Origin of the sequence: Salimicrobium jeotgali (assembly GCF_001685435.2) — a bacterium.
Classification (GTDB): Bacteria; Bacillota; Bacilli; order Bacillales; family Halobacillaceae; genus Salimicrobium; species Salimicrobium album.
Genome location: NZ_CP011361.2, coordinates 2323430 through 2345895 on the forward strand (window position 1 = coordinate 2323430; position 22466 = coordinate 2345895).

Sequence of the window (22466 nt, forward strand, 5' to 3'; positions counted from 1 at the left end):
ATTGTCAACAATATCCATAATATTTTTATACACTTTTAGGAACTTTTCTTTAAGTTACTATGAGAAACATTTATAATGGGAACATAACACACTATAATCTAGTGAAAAGCATGGTGGTATTAACATGAATTTTTCCGACAGGCTGAAAAAATGCCGACTAATAAAAAAAGAAGAAAATCCAAATTGGACTCAGGATTATATCGCGAAGCAAATTGGCGTAGCTCGAACAACCTACACAGCATACGAGAGAGGTACTAAAATTCCTACTTTAGATACTGTGAACAAAATAGCTGACCTTTTTGATGTATCCACCGATTACCTTTTAGGCCGATCAGATATTTCAGATTATCAAGTGGATAAAAACAATGAATTTGATTCTATAAAAGAAGTAAATAAGCTGATGGACCAGTACGGGATCGAAGATGCAGCTTTTTTTGACTTGGAAAAGTGGAAATCAATGAGTCCAGAGCAAATAAGGGAATTGGAAAGTTACTTTCAATATTTAGTGAAAAAATCTAAAGAAATCGAGGAAAATGAAAATAAATAAAAAGCAGGAACTTCACTTATAGGAAGTCCCTGTTTTTGTGTTTAATAAAACTGTAATCACTTCTTCCATTCAATATAGTTTCACTACTATATGAATAGTTATCCCCCTGTTTTTTTGAAACAAACTTTCACAATATTCACCATCCTCACACCTCCCACATAATCCCCATTCAAAAATTTGTGTCTGTTCTCAATAATATAAATTTTAAACTTATTTAAATATGAAGGAGAGTTTATTATGGATGTTCGAGATAAGGTAGTTTCTTATTGGCGAACTTGCCTTTCAGATATGTTAAGGCGAGACCTTGATGTTAACAAAACAGAGCAGGTTACTCTACCTCGTAAAGAATACAAGAATGGGAGAATAACTGAAGAAACATATGAGAAAGTAGGGAGGACAACAAAAAGTAAAAAGCAGCGAAGTATTGATTGTGTTATTGCTCCGTTTGTATTAAAACCTAGTCAACGATACTACAATGAAAATTATTTTATTTTCCCTATCCTTATTCCAGTCACACTTGATAAGGCGACACTAAAGTTTACATATGATGAAAAATTCCAGCCATGGATTCCGAGGATTTTATTGGAACCTCATAACATAACAAGTATGGATACATTAGGAACAATGTGGGATTATGAGAGGTATTTAACGAACAATGGGTTACTAAGACCGGATAATTGGGATCATCTACTTCACTATGTAGAGGAATTAGATGAAAACGTCCTTGATTATTCTGATGTAGAATATGTAATAGACAGAGAATGTAAGTTGTTTCTTGATGTGCAAAACAACCAGTATGCAACTCAGTCCTTATTGGATTTTTATGAACAGATGGAGAGAGATCAACCTCATATTCCATTATTCGATGAATACATAAGTCTCCAACAAAAGCAATTAACATCAAATCAAGCAAGTAGCTTTGAATTATCTAAGCAACATTTAGGTCAGATGAGTGATGAGCATTCACTATCCCCTTCTCAAAGAGAGACTCTCCACAATTTTATGATTCAAAAATCAGGTGATATTCTGGCTGTTAATGGACCGCCTGGGACCGGTAAAACAACTTTACTTCAATCGGTCGTGGCTACAAAATTCGTTGATTCAGTTCTACAAAATGATGAAACACCTCCAATTATTTTTGTCTCTTCCACAAATAATCAAGCCGTAACTAATGTTATAGATAGTTTTGGTAGTACGAATGAAATGATGGATATAGATGAAAAAGTAGGACTTGAGGGTAGATGGATTCCTAATGTTAAAAGCTATGGTCTCTATGTTCCTTCCAAAACTAAGTTCAAGAAGCTGCAAAAAGATGGGACTTCCTATTACATGCAAAGTCCTGATGGTGATGGATTTTTGAAAAAAGCTAATCAATCAATTATGAACCAAGAACATACATACCTTGAATATTTTGAAAAATATTCCGGTCTTGAAAATCAATCGTTAGAGGATGCTGCGGAGTGGTTACAGAGTCAAGTAAAAGAAACAATTCAAAACATGTGGAATGTCATAGATGTATTAGAAGAGATAGATCATTTAGATGTCATCGTCATAAAAAGACAGAATTATTTACAGCAAGCGCACCCCTCATTGCTATCAAGAGTTGTTAAATTTCTAACCAATATTGATATATATTTCAAGAATCTAAAAAGAAAGTCTCTTATCAAAAAGTTAAATGCCTTGTATGGTTACCAGCATACAAATAAAGAGTATAAGAGTATGTTCACTGATTTGGATAGGTATCACAGGTACATGGCCTTCAAATATTCTGTTCATTATTGGGAAGCAAAGTACCTCATCAATCAAAAGAGAAAGTCTGAAGAATATGAAGATACATTGAAGAAATGGAAGGATTCTGCACATTTATTTCCTTGTCATGTTTCTACATTGTATACATTGCCAAGTGCCTTTAACCAATCCAAAATAAAAGGGATAGAACCTAATTATAATGCTATCGACCTGTTAATTATTGATGAAGCAGGTCAAGTTTCCCCAGAAGTTGGTGGTCCTGCTTTTGCCTTGTCCAAATCTGCTTTGGTAGTTGGTGATGAGTTGCAAATAGAACCTATATGGAATCTTTTACCACCAATTGATGAAGCTAACATGGTTCGAAGTGGTATTGCTCGTAAACTGCATTCAAATAGTGACTACCATTTGTTGAAAAAGTTAGGTATAAGTACAACAGGTACTTCATTAATCAAAACTGCTCAAAAGGCAAGCTCTTTTCAAAAAATAGAAGGTATGAGAGGGATGTTCCTTTCAGAACATAGAAGATGTCAAGATGACATCATTCGCTATTGTAATGATCTCGCTTATAATGGAAAGTTAGAGCCAATGGCTACGAAAAAGAAGGATTATAAATTCTTGCCTTATTTAGGGTATGCAAACATTGAAGGGGAAGCACAGCTAAGGGGTGGTAGTAGATATAACCAAAATGAGGCTAAGGCTATTGCTCAATGGGTCAAAAACAACGAAGAACAACTAACTCAAGTAAGCGGCAAAACGATAAGTGAGACGATTGCCATCATCACACCTTTTACTCAACAGAAACTAGCAATAAAAAAAGCATTAGGCAACAATTATAGGAATGTTGTTGTTGGAACTGTCCATTCCTTACAAGGGGCAGAGAGGGATGTTATCATCTTTTCTTCTGTATATTCTAGCAATAATAGTTTCTTTTTTGATAAAGGTGTCAACATGCTAAATGTTGCAGTGTCAAGGGCAAAGCAATCTTTCTTAGTGTTTGGAAATATGAAGATTTTCCATAAGGAAGGTAATAAGCCGTCTAATTTACTTGCTAGATATATGTTCTCTGATATAAATAATAAGTTAAGAGGAGTGCAAAGACATCCATAGACACCTAACCAAATGTCTGGACTAAACTTACTTCATGCCTTTGACCCCCACCACGCTAATACTTTAGTACAGTGGGGATCAGGCACGAAATTAGATGGCATCCAATATAACTATTTGTAATAATTCTTATTCATTTCAGGGTTGGGGATAAAATCACGATACACAATCCTTATAATATCTGGCTCTATTTTGCTTTCAATATTCTCTCTTAATTCATTTATTGTATCGCAATCTTTTGGAAATAAATAAAATGCAAGTCTTTCTAGATTACGCATAGTTTGATTAAAAACTCTAATATCTACTTCTTCAGATTCGTTAACCTCTTGTAAATCTTTAATTAAATAATCAATCCAATGTCGAGGTATTCTTGGTTTTAAGTATGGGATTAGATTTATATGCCCGTCTTCCGATACTACAACAATTAGACACTCATCATTATCCCGTGTGTCTAAATATCTTATTGCAGAATTAAGTCTGGCTCCACGAGCAGAATCACCCTTATCTGTAGCCAATCCATCAAGTATTACTCCTAAAGCATGACATTTACCCTTCGGATCTAAGAGAACTGCGCCATCAATAGCAGTTACAAGCCGCATAATATCAGAACTAAAATTAATGGGCTCTACATTAATACATTGACTATTTAGCCTGTCTGCTTCTTCAGCAGCTTTATTAGATATTACTACCATTGTTCCATGCTTTTGTTCCGTCGCGGCTTGGATAATGTCCCAAACCGTATTAATATCATCATGTTTTATGCTTGAAAAAATCCTTATGAGATGATCTGAGAATAGTTCCTTTCCAATTCTTTCCCTTGGTAATTTAGGCTGAAAATATTCTACTATCATTAAAATCTCTTCAAGATGCTTTAATTCCCATTTGAAGTGTCCTTTGAACTCAATAATAAATAAATCTTCTTCTTTAAAATCGTAGTCTGCTACATACCCCATACCATATGCTTCATTGCCATTAGCTAATAAGCTTATAGAGTCACTAGTCATTTCCAGGAGTTTTCTTATAGCTTTATGATTTGATAAGTTAATAGGATCAATAAATTTCAAAGTGACATTAACCGCAGGATGTTCATTTTGTGAAATAATAATTCTCCCACTACTTTCCGCACCTTCATAATATTGTGATGAAATGAGGTTTATTAGCTCAAACAAATTGAAATGCTCTCCATGAAATTTTAATGCGAATGAATTGAGAAAAGTTTCGCCTCCACTTCTAATAAACTCAGGGCCATTGCGGTTAAATACATTCAGTTCTTCTCCTACATCCGGGATTTGCAGAGCGGTTGAACATGCGCTTAAATAATTCGAAATTGTAGCTTCAAGTAAAGACTTCTTAATTTCATACCTTCCTAATACATTTGATTTTTTTAAACTAGGAATAGATTTAACAGCTTCCTCTCTTAGTTTTAGGATAGTAAAAACCCAAAACCCACGGACTTTAACAGGCATAAGCAATAGCCACGATGATGCTATTGCCTCCTAAAATAGAAGGCTTGATTTCGAGATAATTAATCAGTTAGGCACTTAAATTAATCGGTAACCCTCTAATTTTAAAATCACGCTATTGAGAGCTTTTTCTATTCTGTTTCATGTATGCCGTAAATAAATAGTTCGCATAGTTGTAGAGTAACGACTAGAAACCTAAAGTATCAGTAGGTTTTATGCCTAACTCGTCGCATATCTCTTCATATTCTTCTCTCTCTCCTTCTCTTTGCGCAAAATAACTCTTTAGAGCTTCCTGCATTTTAAAAGGATATGGTCGAGATTCAAAAGTATTGTTGATTACTTCAACTACATGTTCATCTAAACCTATTTGATCAAGATGATCTCCAATACTAACATAAGCCTCATTTCCCCAATCAAAGCTATCGAGTAATGGATATTTTCTTGAAAACACCAAATCTTTGAAGACATTAAAATACCCAAAATCTTTTAAAGGTTTTATAGTCTCCTCAGTTAATTCTGTTCTTTTTATATTCTTAACCATATATTCGAGGGACTCACTCATATCTTCTTCAATTAATCCATTTCTAAGTAGACTAACAAATATTTCTAATCTAACCATTTTGCTGAACTCATTATGTATAGTCTGCCTCCATAGCTTTCTAACTTCTGGAGAATTCTTTTCGTAAAACAAAGAAGTTCTTTCTGGATATTGCTCTAAGAACTCTATTTCGAGACCTTTATTATCTTTGATAAACAATACTGCCTGCTTGCCTAATTGACCTTCAAGTCTTATAATGTCATTCCAAATTCCTAGTGGCTTTTCTTCAACTTCAGGATAAAAGAAAAAGTGCTTTTGAAATAGGTTGTGTAACCTTTCCAAGAAATCGATAATATCCTCTTCAAGGATAGTCTTAGGTAACTCATCGATATAAGTTTTATGGCTTGCCTTACTACTAGTAAAGTTTGGGTCTAGATGTTTATCTAATTTTAAGAGTAATGACTCCATGCTTCCACCTACCACAAACTTAGCAAGGTTAGAACGCAAAAACAGCCAAAACGATTCTACATGGGAGGAATCTATTTTATTGGGCTTTGAATGGGCGCAATCATTTCGCCTATATTTCCAATAGGTAGCTTGATTCCTCAAATCTTCTGAAATAACAAAAACCCTTTTCTTAACGTCATTCTTTTTTATGCATTCGTTGACTTCTTCGTCCCATGCTTCTTCTTTGCGTAACCTTTTTTTTATAGCTTCCCATGCTTTTTCGTGCAAGTTATCCGGTTTTGAAGACTCTAATACTCTATCCTTTAACACTATTTGAAACCCTAAATATGACATAAGTAGGGAAGCTCTATAAGCAGAGGCTTTGTAACATGTCACCGCCTCCTTGAATTGATTAGTGGCTTCTGGAGAAAAGTCTTGACTGTGAAGCCATTTTTCAAAATCTAATATCATCAAACCCCCCCCTGTCTTGACAATTTTTTCATTTTCATTCCATTCATAGGATATCATAAACTGTTATTAAACCATAAAAAACGTTCCTTTATTAGAGCGCTTTAGTGTCATCATGTTTTGTATCCTCTAACAAGCTAAACAGATTATCCAGTTGATATGTTTTTCCATTTACCAATACAATAGAAACAGTAATCAATGTTATTTGTGGTGGTGAAAAAATGAAAGTAAATTTATCTGCAATAGGTTATTGGAAGATTAACAATATAGGGGAAAAATATACAGGGGACTTATATTTAAATAAAGAGGAAGGAGGCATATTATTATATATTCGTATACCTAATAATGGTCCTATCATGAGTTACTTAGAACTTCCTCTTGAGATTCCTTTTATTACTGGTACTACAATTAATGGTGCTGAAATTACTCTTGTCAATTGCTCAAGAATTAGTACTAATAGTAGAGTAGGGTCAGAAGAAGTATTTGGGTATAATGCTCAATTCATGTTTAATGGTGTAAGTTTCAATAAAGAAGAGGATATCAAATTTTCTAAAATGACTATATGCATACCAGGGATAATTGAATGGGGGGATGTTTCAAACTATATAAGTCCTGATTTGGACAAAGAAGGCTCTCTTATAGATTTAAAAATTGTAGAGCCAGTCAGGATATACTCAAATGAAAATTACAGTATATCCTACTATTTAACTTTTAGTAATCCATTTCATCTTATGAAAGAGGAGATAACATTAAAGCAAACGCCTCATCTCATAATTGAAACTCAACCCATACAAACAATAGAATGGTTTATAAAAACAGCTAACCAAATGAAAAGACTTATAGAGATAGCTGTAGGTGTCCCTTTAAACTATGGCTCGATGATCGTTGAGAACCCCGAGGTTTATTATGAATTTGACGATGATGAAAAACGCATTCGACCGCTAGAAGTTTTTCACGCCTATAAACACGCTTTAAGTACTAAAAATAGTACTAAGAAAATAATAAAACATGATTATCTTTTTAGCCTGAGTGAACTAAGACAAGCAAATTTTTCACAATGGCAAGAAATAGCAGCTATAATGGAACCTATAATAGAACTCTATATTGACAGTTTATACAATCACAATTTGTCTATTAGTCGGCATTTTTTGAACATGGTACAAGCGTTGGAAACTTATCATTCTCGAAGAATTGCTTATTCTCTTCATGATTATAAAAAAAGAGTAGAAGAGTTAGTACAATTGAGACCAACACCCCTTCGCAAACAAGATAGAGAGTTCTTATTGGATGGATCCAAAGGTTTTGTTATATTAAGAAGCCGCCTGGCAGATTTATTACTAGCTGACTATAGATTCGTCTTTCATACTGGAGACTTCAAATTGGTAGAATTTCCACAGTTAATTGCTACAACAAGGAATTACTACACACACTATAATGAAAAACTAGAAGATAAAATTCTTAAAGGTGAAGATTTAATAATTGCTTTTCACATCCTTCGTAACATTTTAGAATTCTATTTACTAAAAGAATTAGGATTTGAAGAGGACTTTATCCATGAAAGAACAAGAGAAAGAATAAAACCTATTATAACAAGTAACGATTTACGAAAAGCCGATAAGAGAAAAAATCAATAATCCCTCGCGACTTTCAATTTTCGTAGAGGATTTAGAACAACACCGGAGAAATCTCTATAAAGTTTGTTGTGGTACCACCAGCAAAACATTGCCCCACATATATATTACCCCCCGCCGTATAAGAGGGGGGTATTTTTGCGCATAATCTGTTGCTGTATTGACTTTTTTCATACTTCTCCTACTGGCATCATATTTGTCCAGCTAATTTAAATGTCAACCAAAATTTTTCCATTATACCAATATGAAGTAAACAAATTAATTTCATCGTAATTTGATTTTCCACTCTTTAGAATTGATAGTAATGTTTCAAGCACAAAGTTAAAAAAGAGTGCGATACCTTATTTAACAATTAGTGCTAAATATAGTTTCAAATAAAACATTATCTCGAATTCAAGTCTTCCTTTATACTGCCCTTATCTGGAAGACTTGATTTCAAAGCAATCCCCTCGTTGGAAGAACAACAATAATTCTAACAACTCTTCATAACAAAACCCTCTAGTTACATAATAAAGGAAAATAACACCATATTGAACTATTCAAACCATTAATTGTTATTCTTAATTGATTTTAAGAACATATGTTCGTATAATTATTTTTAAGGAAGGTGATTGGTTTGGGATTTCCTATTTATTCAACTACAATTCTTGAAGACTTAGTTACACAATGGTATATAAATCACCGCTATAATAACCCGGAAGATTTAAACATCCAAGACATAGGATTGGAGTCGCAAATCTTTCTTCGCTGTAAACCGATGCAAGCAAGGTTTATGAAAGTAGGTAGATTCCAAGAAATAATAGTAGACAGCCGGTTGCCTACAATATATCAACGAGAACAGTTTTTCCATGAACTTTGCCATGCTTTAAGACACGCTGGACGACAAACGATGATGCCCAAAGCGTTTCATGAACTTCAGGAAAGAGACGCACGGCATTTTACCCTTTACGCATCTCTACCTGCTCATATGATCAACGAATACACTGTTACCAGCCCAGCGATAATTGATCAATTATCTCGGGATTTTAAAGTCCCTAGAAAGTTATGCATCGAACGTTTAGAAAAAATAAAAGGACGAATTGTACCATCCATTAAGATTTAATTAAATATGATTAAACAAGGGGGGATAATTGTGGCTAATTTCCGAAAACGAGGAGCAAAATGGTATTTTCAAATATATTTAGGGGACGACCCTATCACCGGAAAAAAGAAGTTTTCTTCAAAAGGTGGGTTTCAAACGAAAAAAGAAGCACAACTTGCTGCTGCAGAAATTGAAAAAGAAGTATATGAGAACAGCTATGTTAAAGAACAAGATACTAAATTCCAGGACTTCACTTTAGAATGGATTAAAATATATAGTGAGAGTGCCAAAGTCAGCTCTGTAAGGAATCGGAAGCATAATTTAGACCATTTAAATCGATTCTTTGGTCATAAGAAAATAAAAGAGATCAGTCGAAAACAGTATCAAGCTATGCTGACCTCTCTTCATAAAGAAGGTTATGCTTTTAACACGCTTGATGGTATCCATTCAACAGGTCGTATGGTATTTAAAAAAGCTGTGGAATTTCACATTATTAAAGATAGTCCATGTGAGTTTGCTAAAATCCCCCGGAAAGTGGAAACGGTTGAAGATGTTGAAAACAATAAAGGGGAAATTAAATTCATGGAGAAACCTGAACTCATTCGTTTTCTTAAAGCTGCGAAGGAAAATGGAATTGATAAAGACTTTCCTATGTTTTTAACCTTAGCTTATAGTGGACTGCGTATTGGAGAACTTATGGCATTAAAGTGGACAGATATCGATATGGCTAGAGAAACATTAAGAGTGACAAAGACCTACTATAATCCTTCCAATCGTACTAAAGAATACCAGCTACTTACCCCCAAAACTAAAGGATCTATTCGCACGATTAAAATGGATCCAGATGTGATAGAAGTATTAAAAAAGCACAAGGTGCACCAAGAGGAACTCATTTCTAATGGTTATTACAATCAATTTGATTTTGTTTTTGCTAAAGAAATCAATAATCCGGGATACCCTGAATTTTTAAAGACTGTAAACACAAGAATGCAGCGTTTGATGAAAATAATTGGAATAGATAAAAACCTTACTCCTCATTCCTTGCGACACACTCATACTTCTCTTCTCATTGAAGCTGGAGTAGGAATTAAAGAAATCCAACAACGGTTAGGTCATGGGGACATAAATACAACCATGAATATATACGCTCATATCACTGAAAACATGGAAGAAAAAGCCTCCCAAAAGTTCAGTGAACTCATGAGAGGCTCTTTGGATTTATAGTGTTTTCCACGCCGGGTATGTCAAAAGTATGTCATTTGAACTTTCATGGTGAATCTAAACCCTTGATATCAAGGGCTATGGGTGCATGATTACATCATGCCGCCCATACCGCCCATGCCACCCATATCTGGCATGCCGCCACCGCTGTTATCCTCTTCAGGGATGTCAGCGACGACTGCTTCTGTCGTCAAGAACATAGCTGCAACAGAACCGGCGTTTTGAAGCGCGGAACGCGTTACTTTGGTAGGGTCTACGATGCCTGCTTCTACCATGTTCACCCATTCGCCTGTTGCTGCGTTGTAGCCGACGCCTACGTCCTGCGTCTTCAGTTTCTCTACGATAATCGATCCTTCAAGTCCTGCGTTATGAACGATCTGGCGTACCGGCTCTTCGAGAGCACGAAGAACGATACTTGCGCCTGTCGCTTCGTCATCGGAAAGGTCGAGATTCTCAACAGCCGAGATGATGTTGACGAGTGCTGTTCCACCGCCGGCGACGATTCCTTCTTCCACTGCTGCACGAGTGGAGTTCAGGGCGTCTTCGATGCGCAGTTTACGCTCTTTCAGTTCTGTTTCTGTCGCCGCTCCGACTTTGATGACAGCTACGCCGCCTGCCAATTTCGCGAGACGTTCCTGAAGTTTCTCTTTGTCGAAGTCGGATGTCGTTTCTTCCGCTTGGGCACGAATCTGTGCTACGCGGGAGGCCATCTGTTCGGAGTCACCTTTTCCTTCAACAATTGTTGTGTTTTCTTTCGTAATGACCGCTTTGGAAGCACGTCCAAGCTGATCGATAGTCGTGTTCTTCAGATCAAGACCAAGGTCTTCTGTAATGACCTGACCGCCTGTCATAATTGCAATGTCTTCAAGCATCGCTTTACGACGGTCGCCGAAGCCTGGTGCTTTTACGCTTACCGCATTGAACGTTCCGCGGAGTTTGTTGACGACGAGTGTCGCGAGCGCTTCGCCTTCCATATCTTCGGAGATGATGAGAAGCGGTTTGGACTGCTGTACGACCTGCTCAAGTACCGGAAGTACTTCCTGGATGTTGTTGATCTTCTTATCCGTGATAAGGATGTACGGATCTTCAAGTTCCGCTTCCATCTTATCCTGATCGTTCACCATGTAAGGGGAAGCATAGCCGCGGTCGAACTGCATACCTTCGACTACTTCAAGTTCCGTATTGAAGCCTTTGGATTCTTCGATCGTGATGACGCCGTCGTTTCCTACACGCTCCATCGCTTCTGCAATCAGCTGTCCGACTTCATTGTCGGAAGAGGAGATGGAAGCGACCTGTGCGATCGATTCGCGTCCTTCGATCGGGTTGGAGATTTTGCGGAGTTCGTCTGTCGCTACTTCAACGGCTTTTTCGATACCGCGACGGATGCCGACAGGGTTCGCTCCGGATGTCACGTTCTTCAGCCCTTCACGGATCATGGACTGAGCGAGTACGGTCGCTGTCGTCGTACCGTCCCCGGCTACGTCATTCGTTTTGGAAGCTACTTCGGAAACGAGCTGAGCGCCCATGTTTTCGTAGCTGTCTTTCAGTTCGATTTCTTTTGCGATGGTCACACCATCGTTAGTGATAAGCGGGGACCCGTATTTCTTATCGAGGACGACGTTACGTCCTTTCGGTCCGAGTGTTACTTTTACTGCATCTGCTAATGTATCGACACCGCGAAGCATCGCTCTGCGGCCTTCTTCGCTGAATTTCAGTTCTTTTGCCATTTATAATGCCCTCCTTGTTTCTCTGTTTCGTATGTTTTTATTGAACGACAGCCAATACGTCGCTTTCGCGCAATACGAGATAGTCTTTTCCGTCATAGCTTACTTCCGTACCGGCGAACTTGGAATAGATCACCTGGTCTCCTTCAGCTACCTCCGGAGTGACAGTCTGTCCGCTATCGGTTACGCGGCCCGACCCTACGGCTACGACTTTGCCCTCCTGCGGCTTCTCTTTCGCCGAATCAGGCAGGACGATTCCGCTCTTGGTCGTTTCTTCCTGCTCAAGCACTTCAATAACAATACGATCTCCAAGTGGTTTTAACAATTAGGACACCCTCCTCGAATTCATTCATATTCATGTATTTTGTCGATTATTAGCACTCGTCATCAGTGAGTGCTAATACCAATTATTATAATAATCAATCCCGCTTCGTTTTTCAAGTAGTAAGGGGAGATTTTTTTCAAAATTTTTATAGCAATCGTTCTGTTTCCTTCCGCAATTCCAACTATGGTAAAATTGAAACTATCAGTATGAAAAAAGGAGATTCTTATGCCCAGACGCTATTGGTATATCATCATCATTTACTTAGCCACCCAGCTCAGCGGCATTGTCGGTGCCCGGATCCTTCTCGCGTTCGGCATGGGGGAGACGGATGCAATCGCTGTCTGGTCGATCATCAGCTTCACCATTGCGACTGTGTGGATGCTGTTGTTACTTAAACCGGAACTTGAAGAGAAATCGGACCGTTCCAAATCGGGCGTCATTATTCTGTGGGGGATCGCCGGGTTCTTCCTCGCTCTGTTCGCCCAGAACATCGCCGGTATGATTGAAATGTACTTATTCAATTCGTCTCCGGAATCGGAGAACACGGAAATGCTGACCAACATTGCCAGCCAGTCCCCGATCTTCATTCTTCTCCCGGTTATATTCGCACCGATTACGGAGGAGATCATTTTCCGGAAGATCATTTTCGGCTCCATCTATAAACGGACGAACTTCCTGTTGGCGGTGTTCATTTCTTCCCTTGCGTTCGCCGCGTTCCACTTCGACTTTACGCACCTGCTCGTCTACTTCGCAGCGGGCTCTGTGTTCGCTTTCCTCTACGTGAGGACGAAGTCGATCATTACGCCGATGATCACCCATATGATTCTGAACAGCCTGGTCATGGTCGTCCAGCTCTACCGGGAGGATCTGGAGAACTATATGGAACAGATGGAAACGATACTGTTGGGAGGGTTTTTCTGATATGAAAGCATCCCCCTTGCTGATGGCCTACCTGTACCTGTTCATCGGTGCCGGTTTCGTCTTCGTCGCCGTTCAGTCGATTGAAGGGTCGATCTGGAATGCGACGACGATGATTCTCGCACTGATTTCCACGTTCAACATCGGCGTCGGTATCCGCTTGATTGCTCTTCATTTCTACTTAAAGAATAACTCGAATAAAAAATAAGGCCGGGCATCATCAGCCGGCGGCTTCAAGTTTAGAAAAAGCGTTATGTCGGCACTGGCATAACGCTTTTTCATTTAGATTGTATATGGAGGGTCCTCGTCTTTAAAATCCTGTAGGCCAGTTCGCCAACCATCTTTTACTCATAGAGCCGTTTTTTGCGCAGGCGAATTCAAGTGTCTGACTTAAAAATGTCCTCGTTTCCCGCGGATCGATTACGTCATCAATCAAATGCTTACCGGCCGCTTTATACGGAGAACTGTCGAATCCCCACGTTTCCAGTAATTCCGAGCGCTTTTCCTCTATGTTCTCCGCATTTTTCAGCTCATTTCCGTACACAACGTTAATACCTACTTCCGGGCCGGTGAAATTGATTTCCGCTGTCGGCCAGGCCACCACAAAATCTGCTCCCATCGTCGGGCCGCACATGTTCCCGTAGGCGGCTCCGACACTTTTACGGATAACGATTGAAATTTTCGGTACCGTCGATTGAGCCAGTGCCTGGTTCCACATCATGATTTTCGTCGGCATCTTCAGCTTTTCGGCGTCGCTCGATACACGGAAACCGGGAATGTCATGCAGAAACACGAGTGGTATATGGTAGGAATCACAAAGGCAAATAAAGTCGGCAGCTTTCTCGCATTCTTTCGCGCCGGCGGCCCCGGCGAATTGCATCGGCTGGTTCGCAATCACCCCGACCACTCTTCCGTCTATTCTCGCGAGGACCGTAATCAATGCTTTGCCGTACTCCGCTTTCATTTCGAAGTAATCCTCTTCGTCGACGATCAGTCTGATCACTTTTTTCATGTCATAAGCACGCTTCGTCCTCGTCGGCACAATGTCCACAACTTCATCTAATTTACGATGTGGGTCGTCCGTCGTTTCCCTGTGTGCCGGTGCTTCCTCTGAATTTTGAGGCATATAGTCCAGGAATCGCTTCATATTGTCGATCGCTTCGTCTTCTGTTTTGGAGAAATGGTCCGCCTGTCCCGTATATTCGGCATGAACCTCCCATCCTCCCAGTTCTTCATTCGACACTTTTTCTCCTGTGGCCACTTCCAGCATCCGGGGTCCGGCTACTGCCATCGCCGTTCCTTTGACCTGGCTTACGAAATCCGAAGAAACGGCTGTCCACGTCGGCCCGCCAAAACTGTCACCGAGAATGGATGTGATCAGCGGCACCTGCCGGTGATGCTGTAGTAACTCTTGAGGAAACAGCATTTGACTTATTCCATCCGACCCCATTCCGTCCGGCATCCGGAGCCCTCCACCTTCCATCAGGTTAAACATGGGCAGTCCGCGCCTGACGGCCAGATTGTGCAGAGCCTGAGTTTTGCGGAAGTAGACCATCCCCTCCGTACCTGCGAACACTGTTTTATCGGCAGCCTGCACTGCAACGGGACGGCCGTTCACTTTCGCCAAGCCCGTAACGACTCCGTCCCCGGCACTGCCTTCTTCTTTCCCTTCCTGATCCGAATGTGCCAGTTGACCAAGTTCCAAAAATGAACCCTCATCCACCAGTTTTTCAATCCGCTCCCTGGCCGTATAGGCCCCCAGTTCATGCTGTTTCTCTATTTTCCGGGGTCCTCCTCCAAGTTTTGCTTTATCTTTTTTCTTTAACAGTTCGTCGATTATTTTATTCATTCCGGATCTCCTTCAAAGCTATGTTGGTTCGGTCATCCTACAATTTTTACTCTTTCAGGAATCTTCGCAGCACTTTCCCTGAGCTGGTAGACGGCATTTCCTCAATGAATTCAATTGCTCTCGGATATTTGTAAGCCGCCATTTTATCTCTGGCCCACTCCACTAATTCTTTTTCACTGATCGAGGTTTCGTATGAAGGGTTCAGCACGACGAACGCTTTCACAACCTCTCCTTTCTCAGCGTCCGGGACTCCGACACACGCAACCTGAGCCACCGCTTCGTGCTCACTCATCATCGCTTCCACGTCTCCCGGGAACACACTGAATCCTGAGGATTTAATCATTTCTTTCACCCGGCCGATAAAGTATAAATAACCATCCTCGTCGATCTTTCCGATGTCCCCCGTGAATACCCACCCTTCCCGGAGGGTTTCGTCCGTCTCCTCGGGCCGGTTAAGGTACCCTTTGAATACGCCCGGGTTTTTAACCGCGATTTCTCCCTGTTCCCCCGGCGGCAGGTCTTCCCCGGTTTCCGTGTCCACAATCCGGAACGACGTATCATATGTGGCGATGCCGCACGTGCCGAATTTAATATGTTCAATCGGCATGAACGTATCACACGTATGCGTTTCGCTTAACCCGTACGAAGCCTCAAGCAGGATGCATCCTTCTGTGATACGCTTCCATTTTTCCGCTAACGATTCATCCACCTGCATTCCGAAACTGGTGGCGAAATTAAGTTCAAGAGAGTTCAAATCTCTTTTTTCGATATCCGGGTAGTTTAAAATAGCGGCATTCATCATCGCAATCGTATACAATTTGTTGATTTTGTATTTCTCGATGGCCTGGATGGCCGCTTCCGGCTCGAAACGGGTAAGCAGAACGCTCTGGAGCGCACTGTAGACCGGGATATTCACTCCCATGACCATGCCCGCAATATGACTTAACGGGGCCGAAGCCAGCGTCCTGTCCTCCTGTTCCAGTCGGTAGCCTTGAGCCGTAGCGGCTGTTTTGAATAACGCATTCCCGTAGGTGAGCAGGGCTGCTTTAGGTCGGCCTGTGGTTCCCGAAGTGAACACCATAAGCCCTACGTCATTCCAAATATCGATCGGCTCGGTCTCGGGAAGAGGTTCGGCCGTTTCAGTCACTTCTTTCATGTCATAAGCCGTTCCGATGTTTTTTTCCATTAATAATTCAGCCGGTACAGGAAGCGTCGGCGAGTCCGGGAGATAATCTGCGTAATTGGTCGTGATTGAAAACTGCAAAGAAGGTGTAGTATCGCTCACGTTCTCAATCCGCTGATACAGTTCATCGCCTGAGACGATTGCTTTGATACCGGCTTCGTTGATGAAGTACTCCAGTTCACTTTCTTTATACATCGGGTTCAGGGGCACAACGACGGTTCCAAGCATTTGGGCGGCATAATGGGTAATAAGGTACTGCGGGCAATTTTGCATAAATACCCCGACGCATTCTCCTTTAGCTATCCCTTTGCTTTTAAGAAAGCCCGCAAAACGACGAGTGTCATATTCTAAGTCTTTCCATGTAATCGTGTTTCCATAGTATATATACGCAGGTTCCTCGGGCATTTCTTCGGCATTCTGAATCAGGTATTCATGCAGGGGTCGTTCGCCTGAACGATATTCCAGTTTCTTCGAAAGTCCTTCAGGCCAATTCTTCCTCAACACTTCTTCCATTACTTAACCTCCCTGGTATAGTGACCCGTTATTGTCCCGCTCCACACGGTAACTCAATTTCCTTTGAATTTCGGTGTCCGCTTTTCTTTAAACGCCTGCACCCCTTCTTTATGATCCTCCGTCGATACCATCGTAGCCTGTGTGGTCCGTTCCCGTTCGAGAATCGTTGCCAGATCGGCATCAAGCGCCTGATCGACGATTTTCTTCATGAAGCCGTAGGCCACCGCAGGACCGGATGCCAGCTTCACCGCGAATTCATGCACCTTCTGCTGCATCTCTTCCTGCCGATACACATGATTGACGATGCCGAGCTCCTGGGCTTTCGTTACGGACACGGGTTCGGCACTGAAGAGGAGTTCCTTCGTGCGGTAGGGCCCGATGAGCTTCGAGAGGAAGTAATGGCCGCCTCCGTCGGAGACCAGTCCTACTTTTGAGAAGCTCAGAATGAAATTGGTGTCCTCGGCAGCGAGAATGATGTCGCAGGCGAGGGCCAGGTTGAACCCGGCGCCCGCAGCAAAGCCGTGGACTGCCGCAACGATCGGTTTGTCCAGATCTTTCATGGTAAGAATCAACTCGTTCAGTTCTCCGATATGATCATAGATATCAAGAGGTGCGTTATCTCCCATCGTTTTGACGTCCCCGCCGGCACTGAACGCTCGTCCCGCTCCGGAGAGAACGACCGTGCGTACGTCCGCGTCATTCTGAGCCTTCCCGAGTGCTCCTTTCAGCCCCTGCATCATCGTCGGACTGAAGGCGTTCAAACTGTCCGGACGATTCATGGTAAGGTACAGCACTCCTTCCTTCGTCTCTGCCAGTACGTGCTCATTTCCTTCTATTGTCATAGTTCTTCCCCCTTCTATTTTTTCATTTTATATAGACTGCCCGACTTTCACGTTCCCTTTCAACAGGTTGCGGGAGATGATCAGCCGCTGGATTTCGTCGGTGCCGTCGTAAATCCTCCATAAACGCGCTTCGCGGTACCATCGTTCAATCGGCAGTTCCCTCGTGTAGCCCATGCCGCCGTGAATCTGCAGGACGCGGTCCACGACCCGGTTGCCCATGTTGGAGCCATACAGTTTGGCCATGGACGCCTGATGCCGGTTGTCCTCCCCTTCGTCCAGCGTAAAGGCGGCGTTCAGCACGAGCCATTTCGCGGCTTCTATTTCCACGGCCGAGTCCGCGATCTGCCACTGAATCGCCTGTCTGTCAGCAATCGGCCGGCCGAACGTTTCCCGTTCTTTCGAATAATCAATCGCCATCTGCAGCAGACGTTCGGAAGCGCCCACCGCCGTGGCTCCGACTACCCACCTGGCGAAGCCGATCCACTCAAGACCGAGTTCATATCCTCCGTCCACTTCGCCTAAAATATTCTCCTCCGGTACCCGGACGTTGTCGAAGACGAGGCTGGCCGGCCCCCATTCGCCCATCGTGTCGATGTACTCCGAGGTCCAGCCCATCTCCCTTTCCGCGATGAAACACGTCACGCCGTCCCTGCCTGACTTTTTGTGTTTCTCTTTATCGGTAAGAGCGATCACCATGACGAAATCCGCTTCGTTGCCGCCGGTGATGAACGTTTTCTCTCCGTTGATAATCCACTCATCGCCGTCTTTCACCGCAGTCGTCCGTATGTTCTGCGTATCGGAACCGGCACCCGGTTCGGTCATCGCGAAACAGGATTTCTTCTCGCCGTTGATGGTAGGAATCAAATACTTCTCTTTCTGCTCTTCGTTTCCGTAGTACAGAATGTTGTCCGCAAAGCCCCCGAACTGGAACGGTACGAACGTCTTCGACACTTCCATCAGTACGATCGCAAGCATCATCTGTCCGATATCAGCACCGCCGTATTCACTCGGAGTATTGATGCCCCAGAATCCGGCTTCCTTCGCTTTGGCCTGAAGCTCTTCCATTTTTTCAGGGGGAAGGCTCGGTTTTCCGGCCCGCTCGTTACGCAGCACTTCATTCTCAAGCGGCATAAGCTCCCGTTCCACAAATCTCCGTATTGTCGCCTGGACCATTTTCTGTTCTTCCGTCAAACGTAAATGCATTCCATCCACTCCTCTGGATCAGTTTCCGCACCCTGGTTTCACACCGGGGACGCAGGGCGTACCTTTTATTTCTTCACTTTTTTGTTTCCGGAATACTCGTACCAGCCTTTACCGGTCTTTCGCCCGAGATTCCCCGCTTTCACTTTTTCTTCCACCGATTTGGCCGGTTTGTCTTTCGGATCCCCTGTTTCCTCATACAGCTGCTTGTTCGCATAATAGCCGACGTCGATTCCTGATAAATCCATCAGTTCGAACGGGCCGAGCGGATGGCCGAGTGCTTTCTTCGTAATAATATCGATATCTTCAAAATCGGCGTAGCCGTTTTCGTATAAGTAGAGCGCCTCGTTTGAAATGGCGAACAACAGACGGTTGGCGATAAAGCCGTAAATTTCTTTCTCCAGCAGGACGGCCGTCCGTCCGAGCTGTTCACAAAATTTCACAGCCGCGTTGGCGGTTTCCTCCGATGTCTGATCGCTTTTCACCACTTCTACACAGTCCATGACGAGCGGCGGAAAGAAGAAATGCATATTGACGACTTTTTTGGGCCGCTCCGTCACCTCGGCAATTTTGGAGTTTACAATCGAGGAGCTGTTCGTCGCCAGAATGGCTTCTTTCGGGGCCAGTTTATCCAGTTCCGCAAATACTTCCTGCTTCACATCCAATTTTTCCACTACTGCTTCAATCACTATATCCGCACTCTGGACCGCCTCTTTCAGATCTGTGGTCATGTGGAGTTTGTCGAAGGCGGCCTGTTTTATTTCCCCGGAAATCTTTTCTTTTTTCACCCAGTCGTCCATGCGTGCTTCAAGCGACTGTCCGGCTTTAGAGAGTGATTCTCCATTAATGTCCTGCAGATACGTCGTGAACCCTCCAAGAGCAGAGAGCATGGCTATCTGCTGCCCCATCGACCCGGCGCCGAGGACGGCTACGTTTTGAATACTGTTCGTTTCCATATAAAATTCCTCCCTATTAACTGACTGTTCACTATGTCTGATTCACACTTCAAAAGATAACGCTTACATTTCTGCGGTTACACCATCTTCCTTCTTCCGGTTTTTAAAGCAGGGTCTATTCGTTCTCCTGCAGTTTCCTCCAGAGAATCTTACCGCTGCTCGTCATCGGAAAGCTGTCCCTGAACTCCACGATACGGGGGTATTTATAGGCGGCCATATGATTTTTCGACCACTCGATGATATCCTCTTCCTTAATATCTCCTTCGGCTTGATCATTCAGAATGACGAAAGCTTTCACCGTCTCCCCGCGTTTCTCGTCAGGTTCACTCACTACGCATGCCTGATGGATGGAGGGGTGTTTGTACAGAATAGACTCCACTTCCGTCGGCCATACTTTAAAACCGGAAGCATTGATCATGCGCTTCAGACGATCAACCAGGAAGAAATATCCTTCTTCGTCCATCTTCACAATATCTCCGGTCCGGAAAAAAGTTTTCCCATCCAGTTCGATGTGGGACTGCTCGTTCTCTTCCTCGCGATTGTGATACCCTTTGAACACCTGAGGACCGTTTACGACGAGTTCACCTTCCTCATAACCCGCAACTTTCTCCCCTGTGGCCACGTCGATCACCCGTGCATCCACATCGAAGGAAGGAATGCCGAGGCACTGCATTTTCGGACGATCCGGCGGATTAAAGTGCGTATGGGAAATCGTTTCCGACAGCCCGTAACCTTCCACGTACCGGAGACCGGTGCGCTCATACAGCTGTTCACCTACCGTCGCGGGAAGCGGGGCCCCGCCGCCGCCAATGACTTCCAGTGAGGAAATGTCATAGTTTTCAAGAGCAGGATTCGCAAGAAAATCGATAAGCATGGTGCTGATGTTGATCCAGTGGGTACATCCATATGCTTCGATCGCTTTCGCCGCGTAATCCCGGTCCCAGCGCGTCAGCATGATCATCGTACTGCCGGAGGCGATCGGAGCGAGTGCGCTGTGCACCAGCCCGGTGACGTGAAACAGAGGCAGCGTCGTCAGCGTAACCGTGTCCGCAACCATGCTCATCCAGGCGGAAGCACCATATGTATTCGCCTGAACGGTGTCGTTCGTATGCACGCACCCCTTCGGCAGTCCGGTCGTTCCCGAGGTATAAGGGATCATCGCGACATCTGCCCCGGTACCGTTGTAAGGAGACGGGTCCTTCGTGTTAGCAAGCACCTTTTCCCACGGTATTCCTTCCGTGAACGGTTCACCTGTACCAAGCACGGCATCCGGTATGTCTGCAGGTGCCTTCTCCCGGTCGATGTAATCCGCGTAGGAAGCGACAATGATATCGTCTACAGAAGTGCTCTCTTTCAACGGCGCCGCTTTACTGTATAGCTCCTCCCCCGTCAGTACATGACGTATATCGCAGTCTTTTACGTAAAAGGCGAGGTCCTCCGTCGTGCTCATCGGGTTGGCCGGAACGACTGTCGCCCGCAGTCGCAGAATAGCGAAGAAACTTATGACAAACTGGGGGGAGTTCTGCATGTACAAAAGCAGTTTATCGTTCGGCTCCACACCCAGTTCGTTCTCGAGATACCCCGCGAGCCGCTCCACTTCATCGGTAAGACTCCGATACGTCAGCGTACCGCCGTAATAATTGATGGCCGTCTTGGACGGATACTTTTTCGCAGACAGCACTAAATTATCGTACAGGGTCGTCTCGGGAATGGTTAACGTTTTCGGCAGACGTGCCGGCCAAAATCGAAAGTGCTCCGTGTTCATATAAAATGACTCCTTTCCGTTTTGCATTTATGATCCCCCGGCTTACAGATGATGCCGCTGTTTTTCAGCCGGGCCGTGTTCCGAAAAGGTATCCCCTTCATCCATCAGGACCGTCCCCGCCTCATTCAGCCGTGGGACAACGTCCATGATCCCACGCTGACTAACGTAGGCGACATCTTCATAAAACCCGTAATCCGACAGCATTTGTCCGACGCTCGATTGGGCCAGTACGCTCACTGCTTCCTCTTTCATGTTTTCATAAAATAATTGTGCCGACCTGGCGCTGTCCGTCAATTCAGCGTCATCCATCTCTCTTATAAGGCAGTGGATGAAATAACCGGCGCCGTAGTAGTCTTCCATGCAGAAATTGTTCCTTGATCCGGAACAGATCGCCACGATAGTTTCGTTATCATGTGTGTCGGCTATCCGCTTCCCTACCGCCTCCCCGTTCAGGAGAGAGGCGGTATATACTTTCTTCGCAGGTGCGGCCTTACGGATTGCGACTGTACCGTTTGTCGTTGATAAAATGATTGTTTTCCCGGCGACCTGGCTATTCAGAATGGAGGGGAGCGGATTTATGAAACCTTCCACCGGGAGACCGTCCGTCTCTCCGGCAAGCAGGGTATCTTCAGTTGCCGAATTCAGCTTATCCTTCATGCGGAACGCTTCCTCTGGGTTCAATACGGGTATGATCTGTCTGGCCCCGGAGGCAAGACACGAAGCTATCGTTGATGTAGCAAGCAGTACGTCAAACACGACGGCGATTTTGTCTTCGTTTATGTGACGTTCCTCGATTTCCTCCTTCTTCCACAGCAGATGGATTTTCACTGTTGTATCCCACGCCTTCGCTATTATTTATTGCCTGTTTACCCGGAAGTTCCGGGCGTGTCCATATAGAAATTATCTGTATCATACCTACTGGTTAGTATGTTCAAAATATTA

At 43.2% G+C, this 22466-nt stretch carries 18 protein-coding genes; 7 read left to right on the top strand and 11 right to left on the bottom strand.

What is annotated here, in order from left to right:
* Positions 1-124 precede the first annotated feature (124 nt).
* Entirely contained in the window at positions 125-547 is a 423-nt protein-coding gene (locus AAV35_RS11620; protein WP_008590617.1) for a helix-turn-helix domain-containing protein, read from the top strand.
* 237 nt (positions 548-784) lie between these two features.
* Positions 785-3403, top strand: coding sequence for a DEAD/DEAH box helicase (locus tag AAV35_RS11625; protein ID WP_008590619.1), 2619 nt, complete (start codon positions 785-787; stop codon positions 3401-3403).
* A gap of 110 nt (positions 3404-3513) precedes the next feature.
* Here the strand turns inward: AAV35_RS11625 and AAV35_RS11630 are convergent, their stop codons facing one another.
* Positions 3514-4866 carry a DNA integrity scanning protein DisA nucleotide-binding domain protein gene (locus AAV35_RS11630; RefSeq protein ID WP_156330885.1) on the bottom strand — a complete coding sequence of 451 codons (1353 nt, stop codon included), beginning with the start codon at positions 4864-4866 and terminating at the stop codon, positions 3514-3516.
* A gap of 184 nt (positions 4867-5050) precedes the next feature.
* Positions 5051-6319 (bottom strand): hypothetical protein, encoded by a 1269-nt coding sequence (locus AAV35_RS11635; RefSeq protein ID WP_008590622.1) that lies wholly within the window; start codon positions 6317-6319, stop codon positions 5051-5053.
* Between the two features lie 218 nt (positions 6320-6537).
* Between AAV35_RS11635 and AAV35_RS11640 the strand changes: the two genes are divergently transcribed.
* From AAV35_RS11640 to AAV35_RS11650, 3 genes are all read left to right on the top strand, one after another.
* Positions 6538-7950: an ApeA N-terminal domain 1-containing protein gene (locus tag AAV35_RS11640; protein WP_008590625.1), complete on the top strand. Its 1413-nt coding sequence runs from the start codon at positions 6538-6540 to the stop codon at positions 7948-7950.
* A gap of 604 nt (positions 7951-8554) precedes the next feature.
* Positions 8555-9049: an ImmA/IrrE family metallo-endopeptidase gene (locus AAV35_RS11645; protein ID WP_420329556.1), complete on the top strand. Its 495-nt coding sequence runs from the start codon at positions 8555-8557 to the stop codon at positions 9047-9049.
* A 30-nt stretch (positions 9050-9079) separates the two neighbouring features.
* The gene (locus AAV35_RS11650; RefSeq protein ID WP_008590629.1) at positions 9080-10252 is read left to right on the top strand and encodes a site-specific integrase; all 1173 of its coding nucleotides are present in this window, start codon (positions 9080-9082) and stop codon (positions 10250-10252) included.
* A gap of 89 nt (positions 10253-10341) precedes the next feature.
* On the opposite strand, the gene groL is transcribed toward AAV35_RS11650, so the two are convergent.
* Together groL and groES are read right to left on the bottom strand one after the other, a co-directional pair.
* Positions 10342-11976, bottom strand: coding sequence for a chaperonin GroEL (groL, locus tag AAV35_RS11655; protein WP_008590632.1), 1635 nt, complete (start codon positions 11974-11976; stop codon positions 10342-10344).
* Between the two features lie 37 nt (positions 11977-12013).
* On the bottom strand, positions 12014-12298 hold the full coding sequence (groES, locus tag AAV35_RS11660) for a co-chaperone GroES (protein WP_008590633.1): 285 nt from the start codon (positions 12296-12298) through the stop codon (positions 12014-12016).
* 225 nt (positions 12299-12523) lie between these two features.
* Here groES and AAV35_RS11665 point away from each other — a divergent pair, with 225 nt between their 5' ends.
* Complete coding sequence (locus AAV35_RS11665; protein WP_008590635.1) at positions 12524-13219, top strand: CPBP family intramembrane glutamic endopeptidase; 696 nt, start codon at positions 12524-12526, stop codon at positions 13217-13219.
* 1 nt (position 13220) lies between these two features.
* Positions 13221-13424 (top strand): YdiK family protein, encoded by a 204-nt coding sequence (locus tag AAV35_RS11670; RefSeq protein WP_008590637.1) that lies wholly within the window; start codon positions 13221-13223, stop codon positions 13422-13424.
* A gap of 102 nt (positions 13425-13526) precedes the next feature.
* On the opposite strand, the gene AAV35_RS11675 is transcribed toward AAV35_RS11670, so the two are convergent.
* From AAV35_RS11675 to AAV35_RS11705, 7 genes are all read right to left on the bottom strand, one after another.
* Positions 13527-15065 (bottom strand): acyl-CoA carboxylase subunit beta, encoded by a 1539-nt coding sequence (locus AAV35_RS11675; protein ID WP_008590639.1) that lies wholly within the window; start codon positions 15063-15065, stop codon positions 13527-13529.
* 46 nt (positions 15066-15111) lie between these two features.
* Positions 15112-16761: a class I adenylate-forming enzyme family protein gene (locus AAV35_RS11680; RefSeq protein WP_008590641.1), complete on the bottom strand. Its 1650-nt coding sequence runs from the start codon at positions 16759-16761 to the stop codon at positions 15112-15114.
* A gap of 53 nt (positions 16762-16814) precedes the next feature.
* Positions 16815-17603, bottom strand: a complete 789-nt coding sequence (locus AAV35_RS11685) for an enoyl-CoA hydratase/isomerase family protein (RefSeq protein ID WP_008590643.1) — start codon at positions 17601-17603, stop codon at positions 16815-16817.
* Between the two features lie 27 nt (positions 17604-17630).
* Positions 17631-18806 carry an acyl-CoA dehydrogenase family protein gene (locus AAV35_RS11690; RefSeq protein WP_008590645.1) on the bottom strand — a complete coding sequence of 392 codons (1176 nt, stop codon included), beginning with the start codon at positions 18804-18806 and terminating at the stop codon, positions 17631-17633.
* A gap of 65 nt (positions 18807-18871) precedes the next feature.
* Positions 18872-19759, bottom strand: coding sequence for a 3-hydroxyacyl-CoA dehydrogenase family protein (locus tag AAV35_RS11695; RefSeq protein WP_008590647.1), 888 nt, complete (start codon positions 19757-19759; stop codon positions 18872-18874).
* A 115-nt stretch (positions 19760-19874) separates the two neighbouring features.
* Entirely contained in the window at positions 19875-21524 is a 1650-nt protein-coding gene (locus AAV35_RS11700) for a long-chain-fatty-acid--CoA ligase (RefSeq protein WP_008590649.1), read from the bottom strand.
* A 42-nt stretch (positions 21525-21566) separates the two neighbouring features.
* A complete protein-coding gene (locus tag AAV35_RS11705) occupies positions 21567-22352 on the bottom strand; it encodes a 2-phosphosulfolactate phosphatase (RefSeq protein WP_008590651.1) in 786 nt (261 codons plus the stop codon).
* Positions 22353-22466 lie beyond the last annotated feature (114 nt).

What these genes read in the sequence shown, in the direction of transcription:
- AAV35_RS11620 (WP_008590617.1), top strand. Translation starts at nt 125, where the DNA reads ATGAATTTTTCCGACAGGCTGAAAAAATGCCGACTAATAAAAAAAGAA.
- AAV35_RS11625 (WP_008590619.1), top strand. Translation starts at nt 785, where the DNA reads ATGGATGTTCGAGATAAGGTAGTTTCTTATTGGCGAACTTGCCTTTCA.
- AAV35_RS11630 (WP_156330885.1), bottom strand. Translation starts at nt 4,866, where the DNA reads ATGCCTGTTAAAGTCCGTGGGTTTTGGGTTTTTACTATCCTAAAACTA.
- AAV35_RS11635 (WP_008590622.1), bottom strand. Translation starts at nt 6,319, where the DNA reads ATGATATTAGATTTTGAAAAATGGCTTCACAGTCAAGACTTTTCTCCA.
- AAV35_RS11640 (WP_008590625.1), top strand. Translation starts at nt 6,538, where the DNA reads ATGAAAGTAAATTTATCTGCAATAGGTTATTGGAAGATTAACAATATA.
- groL (WP_008590632.1), bottom strand. Translation starts at nt 11,976, where the DNA reads ATGGCAAAAGAACTGAAATTCAGCGAAGAAGGCCGCAGAGCGATGCTT.
- AAV35_RS11665 (WP_008590635.1), top strand. Translation starts at nt 12,524, where the DNA reads ATGCCCAGACGCTATTGGTATATCATCATCATTTACTTAGCCACCCAG.
- AAV35_RS11670 (WP_008590637.1), top strand. Translation starts at nt 13,221, where the DNA reads ATGAAAGCATCCCCCTTGCTGATGGCCTACCTGTACCTGTTCATCGGT.
- AAV35_RS11675 (WP_008590639.1), bottom strand. Translation starts at nt 15,065, where the DNA reads ATGAATAAAATAATCGACGAACTGTTAAAGAAAAAAGATAAAGCAAAA.
- AAV35_RS11680 (WP_008590641.1), bottom strand. Translation starts at nt 16,761, where the DNA reads ATGGAAGAAGTGTTGAGGAAGAATTGGCCTGAAGGACTTTCGAAGAAA.
- AAV35_RS11685 (WP_008590643.1), bottom strand. Translation starts at nt 17,603, where the DNA reads ATGACAATAGAAGGAAATGAGCACGTACTGGCAGAGACGAAGGAAGGA.
- AAV35_RS11690 (WP_008590645.1), bottom strand. Translation starts at nt 18,806, where the DNA reads ATGCATTTACGTTTGACGGAAGAACAGAAAATGGTCCAGGCGACAATA.
- AAV35_RS11695 (WP_008590647.1), bottom strand. Translation starts at nt 19,759, where the DNA reads ATGGAAACGAACAGTATTCAAAACGTAGCCGTCCTCGGCGCCGGGTCG.
- AAV35_RS11700 (WP_008590649.1), bottom strand. Translation starts at nt 21,524, where the DNA reads ATGAACACGGAGCACTTTCGATTTTGGCCGGCACGTCTGCCGAAAACG.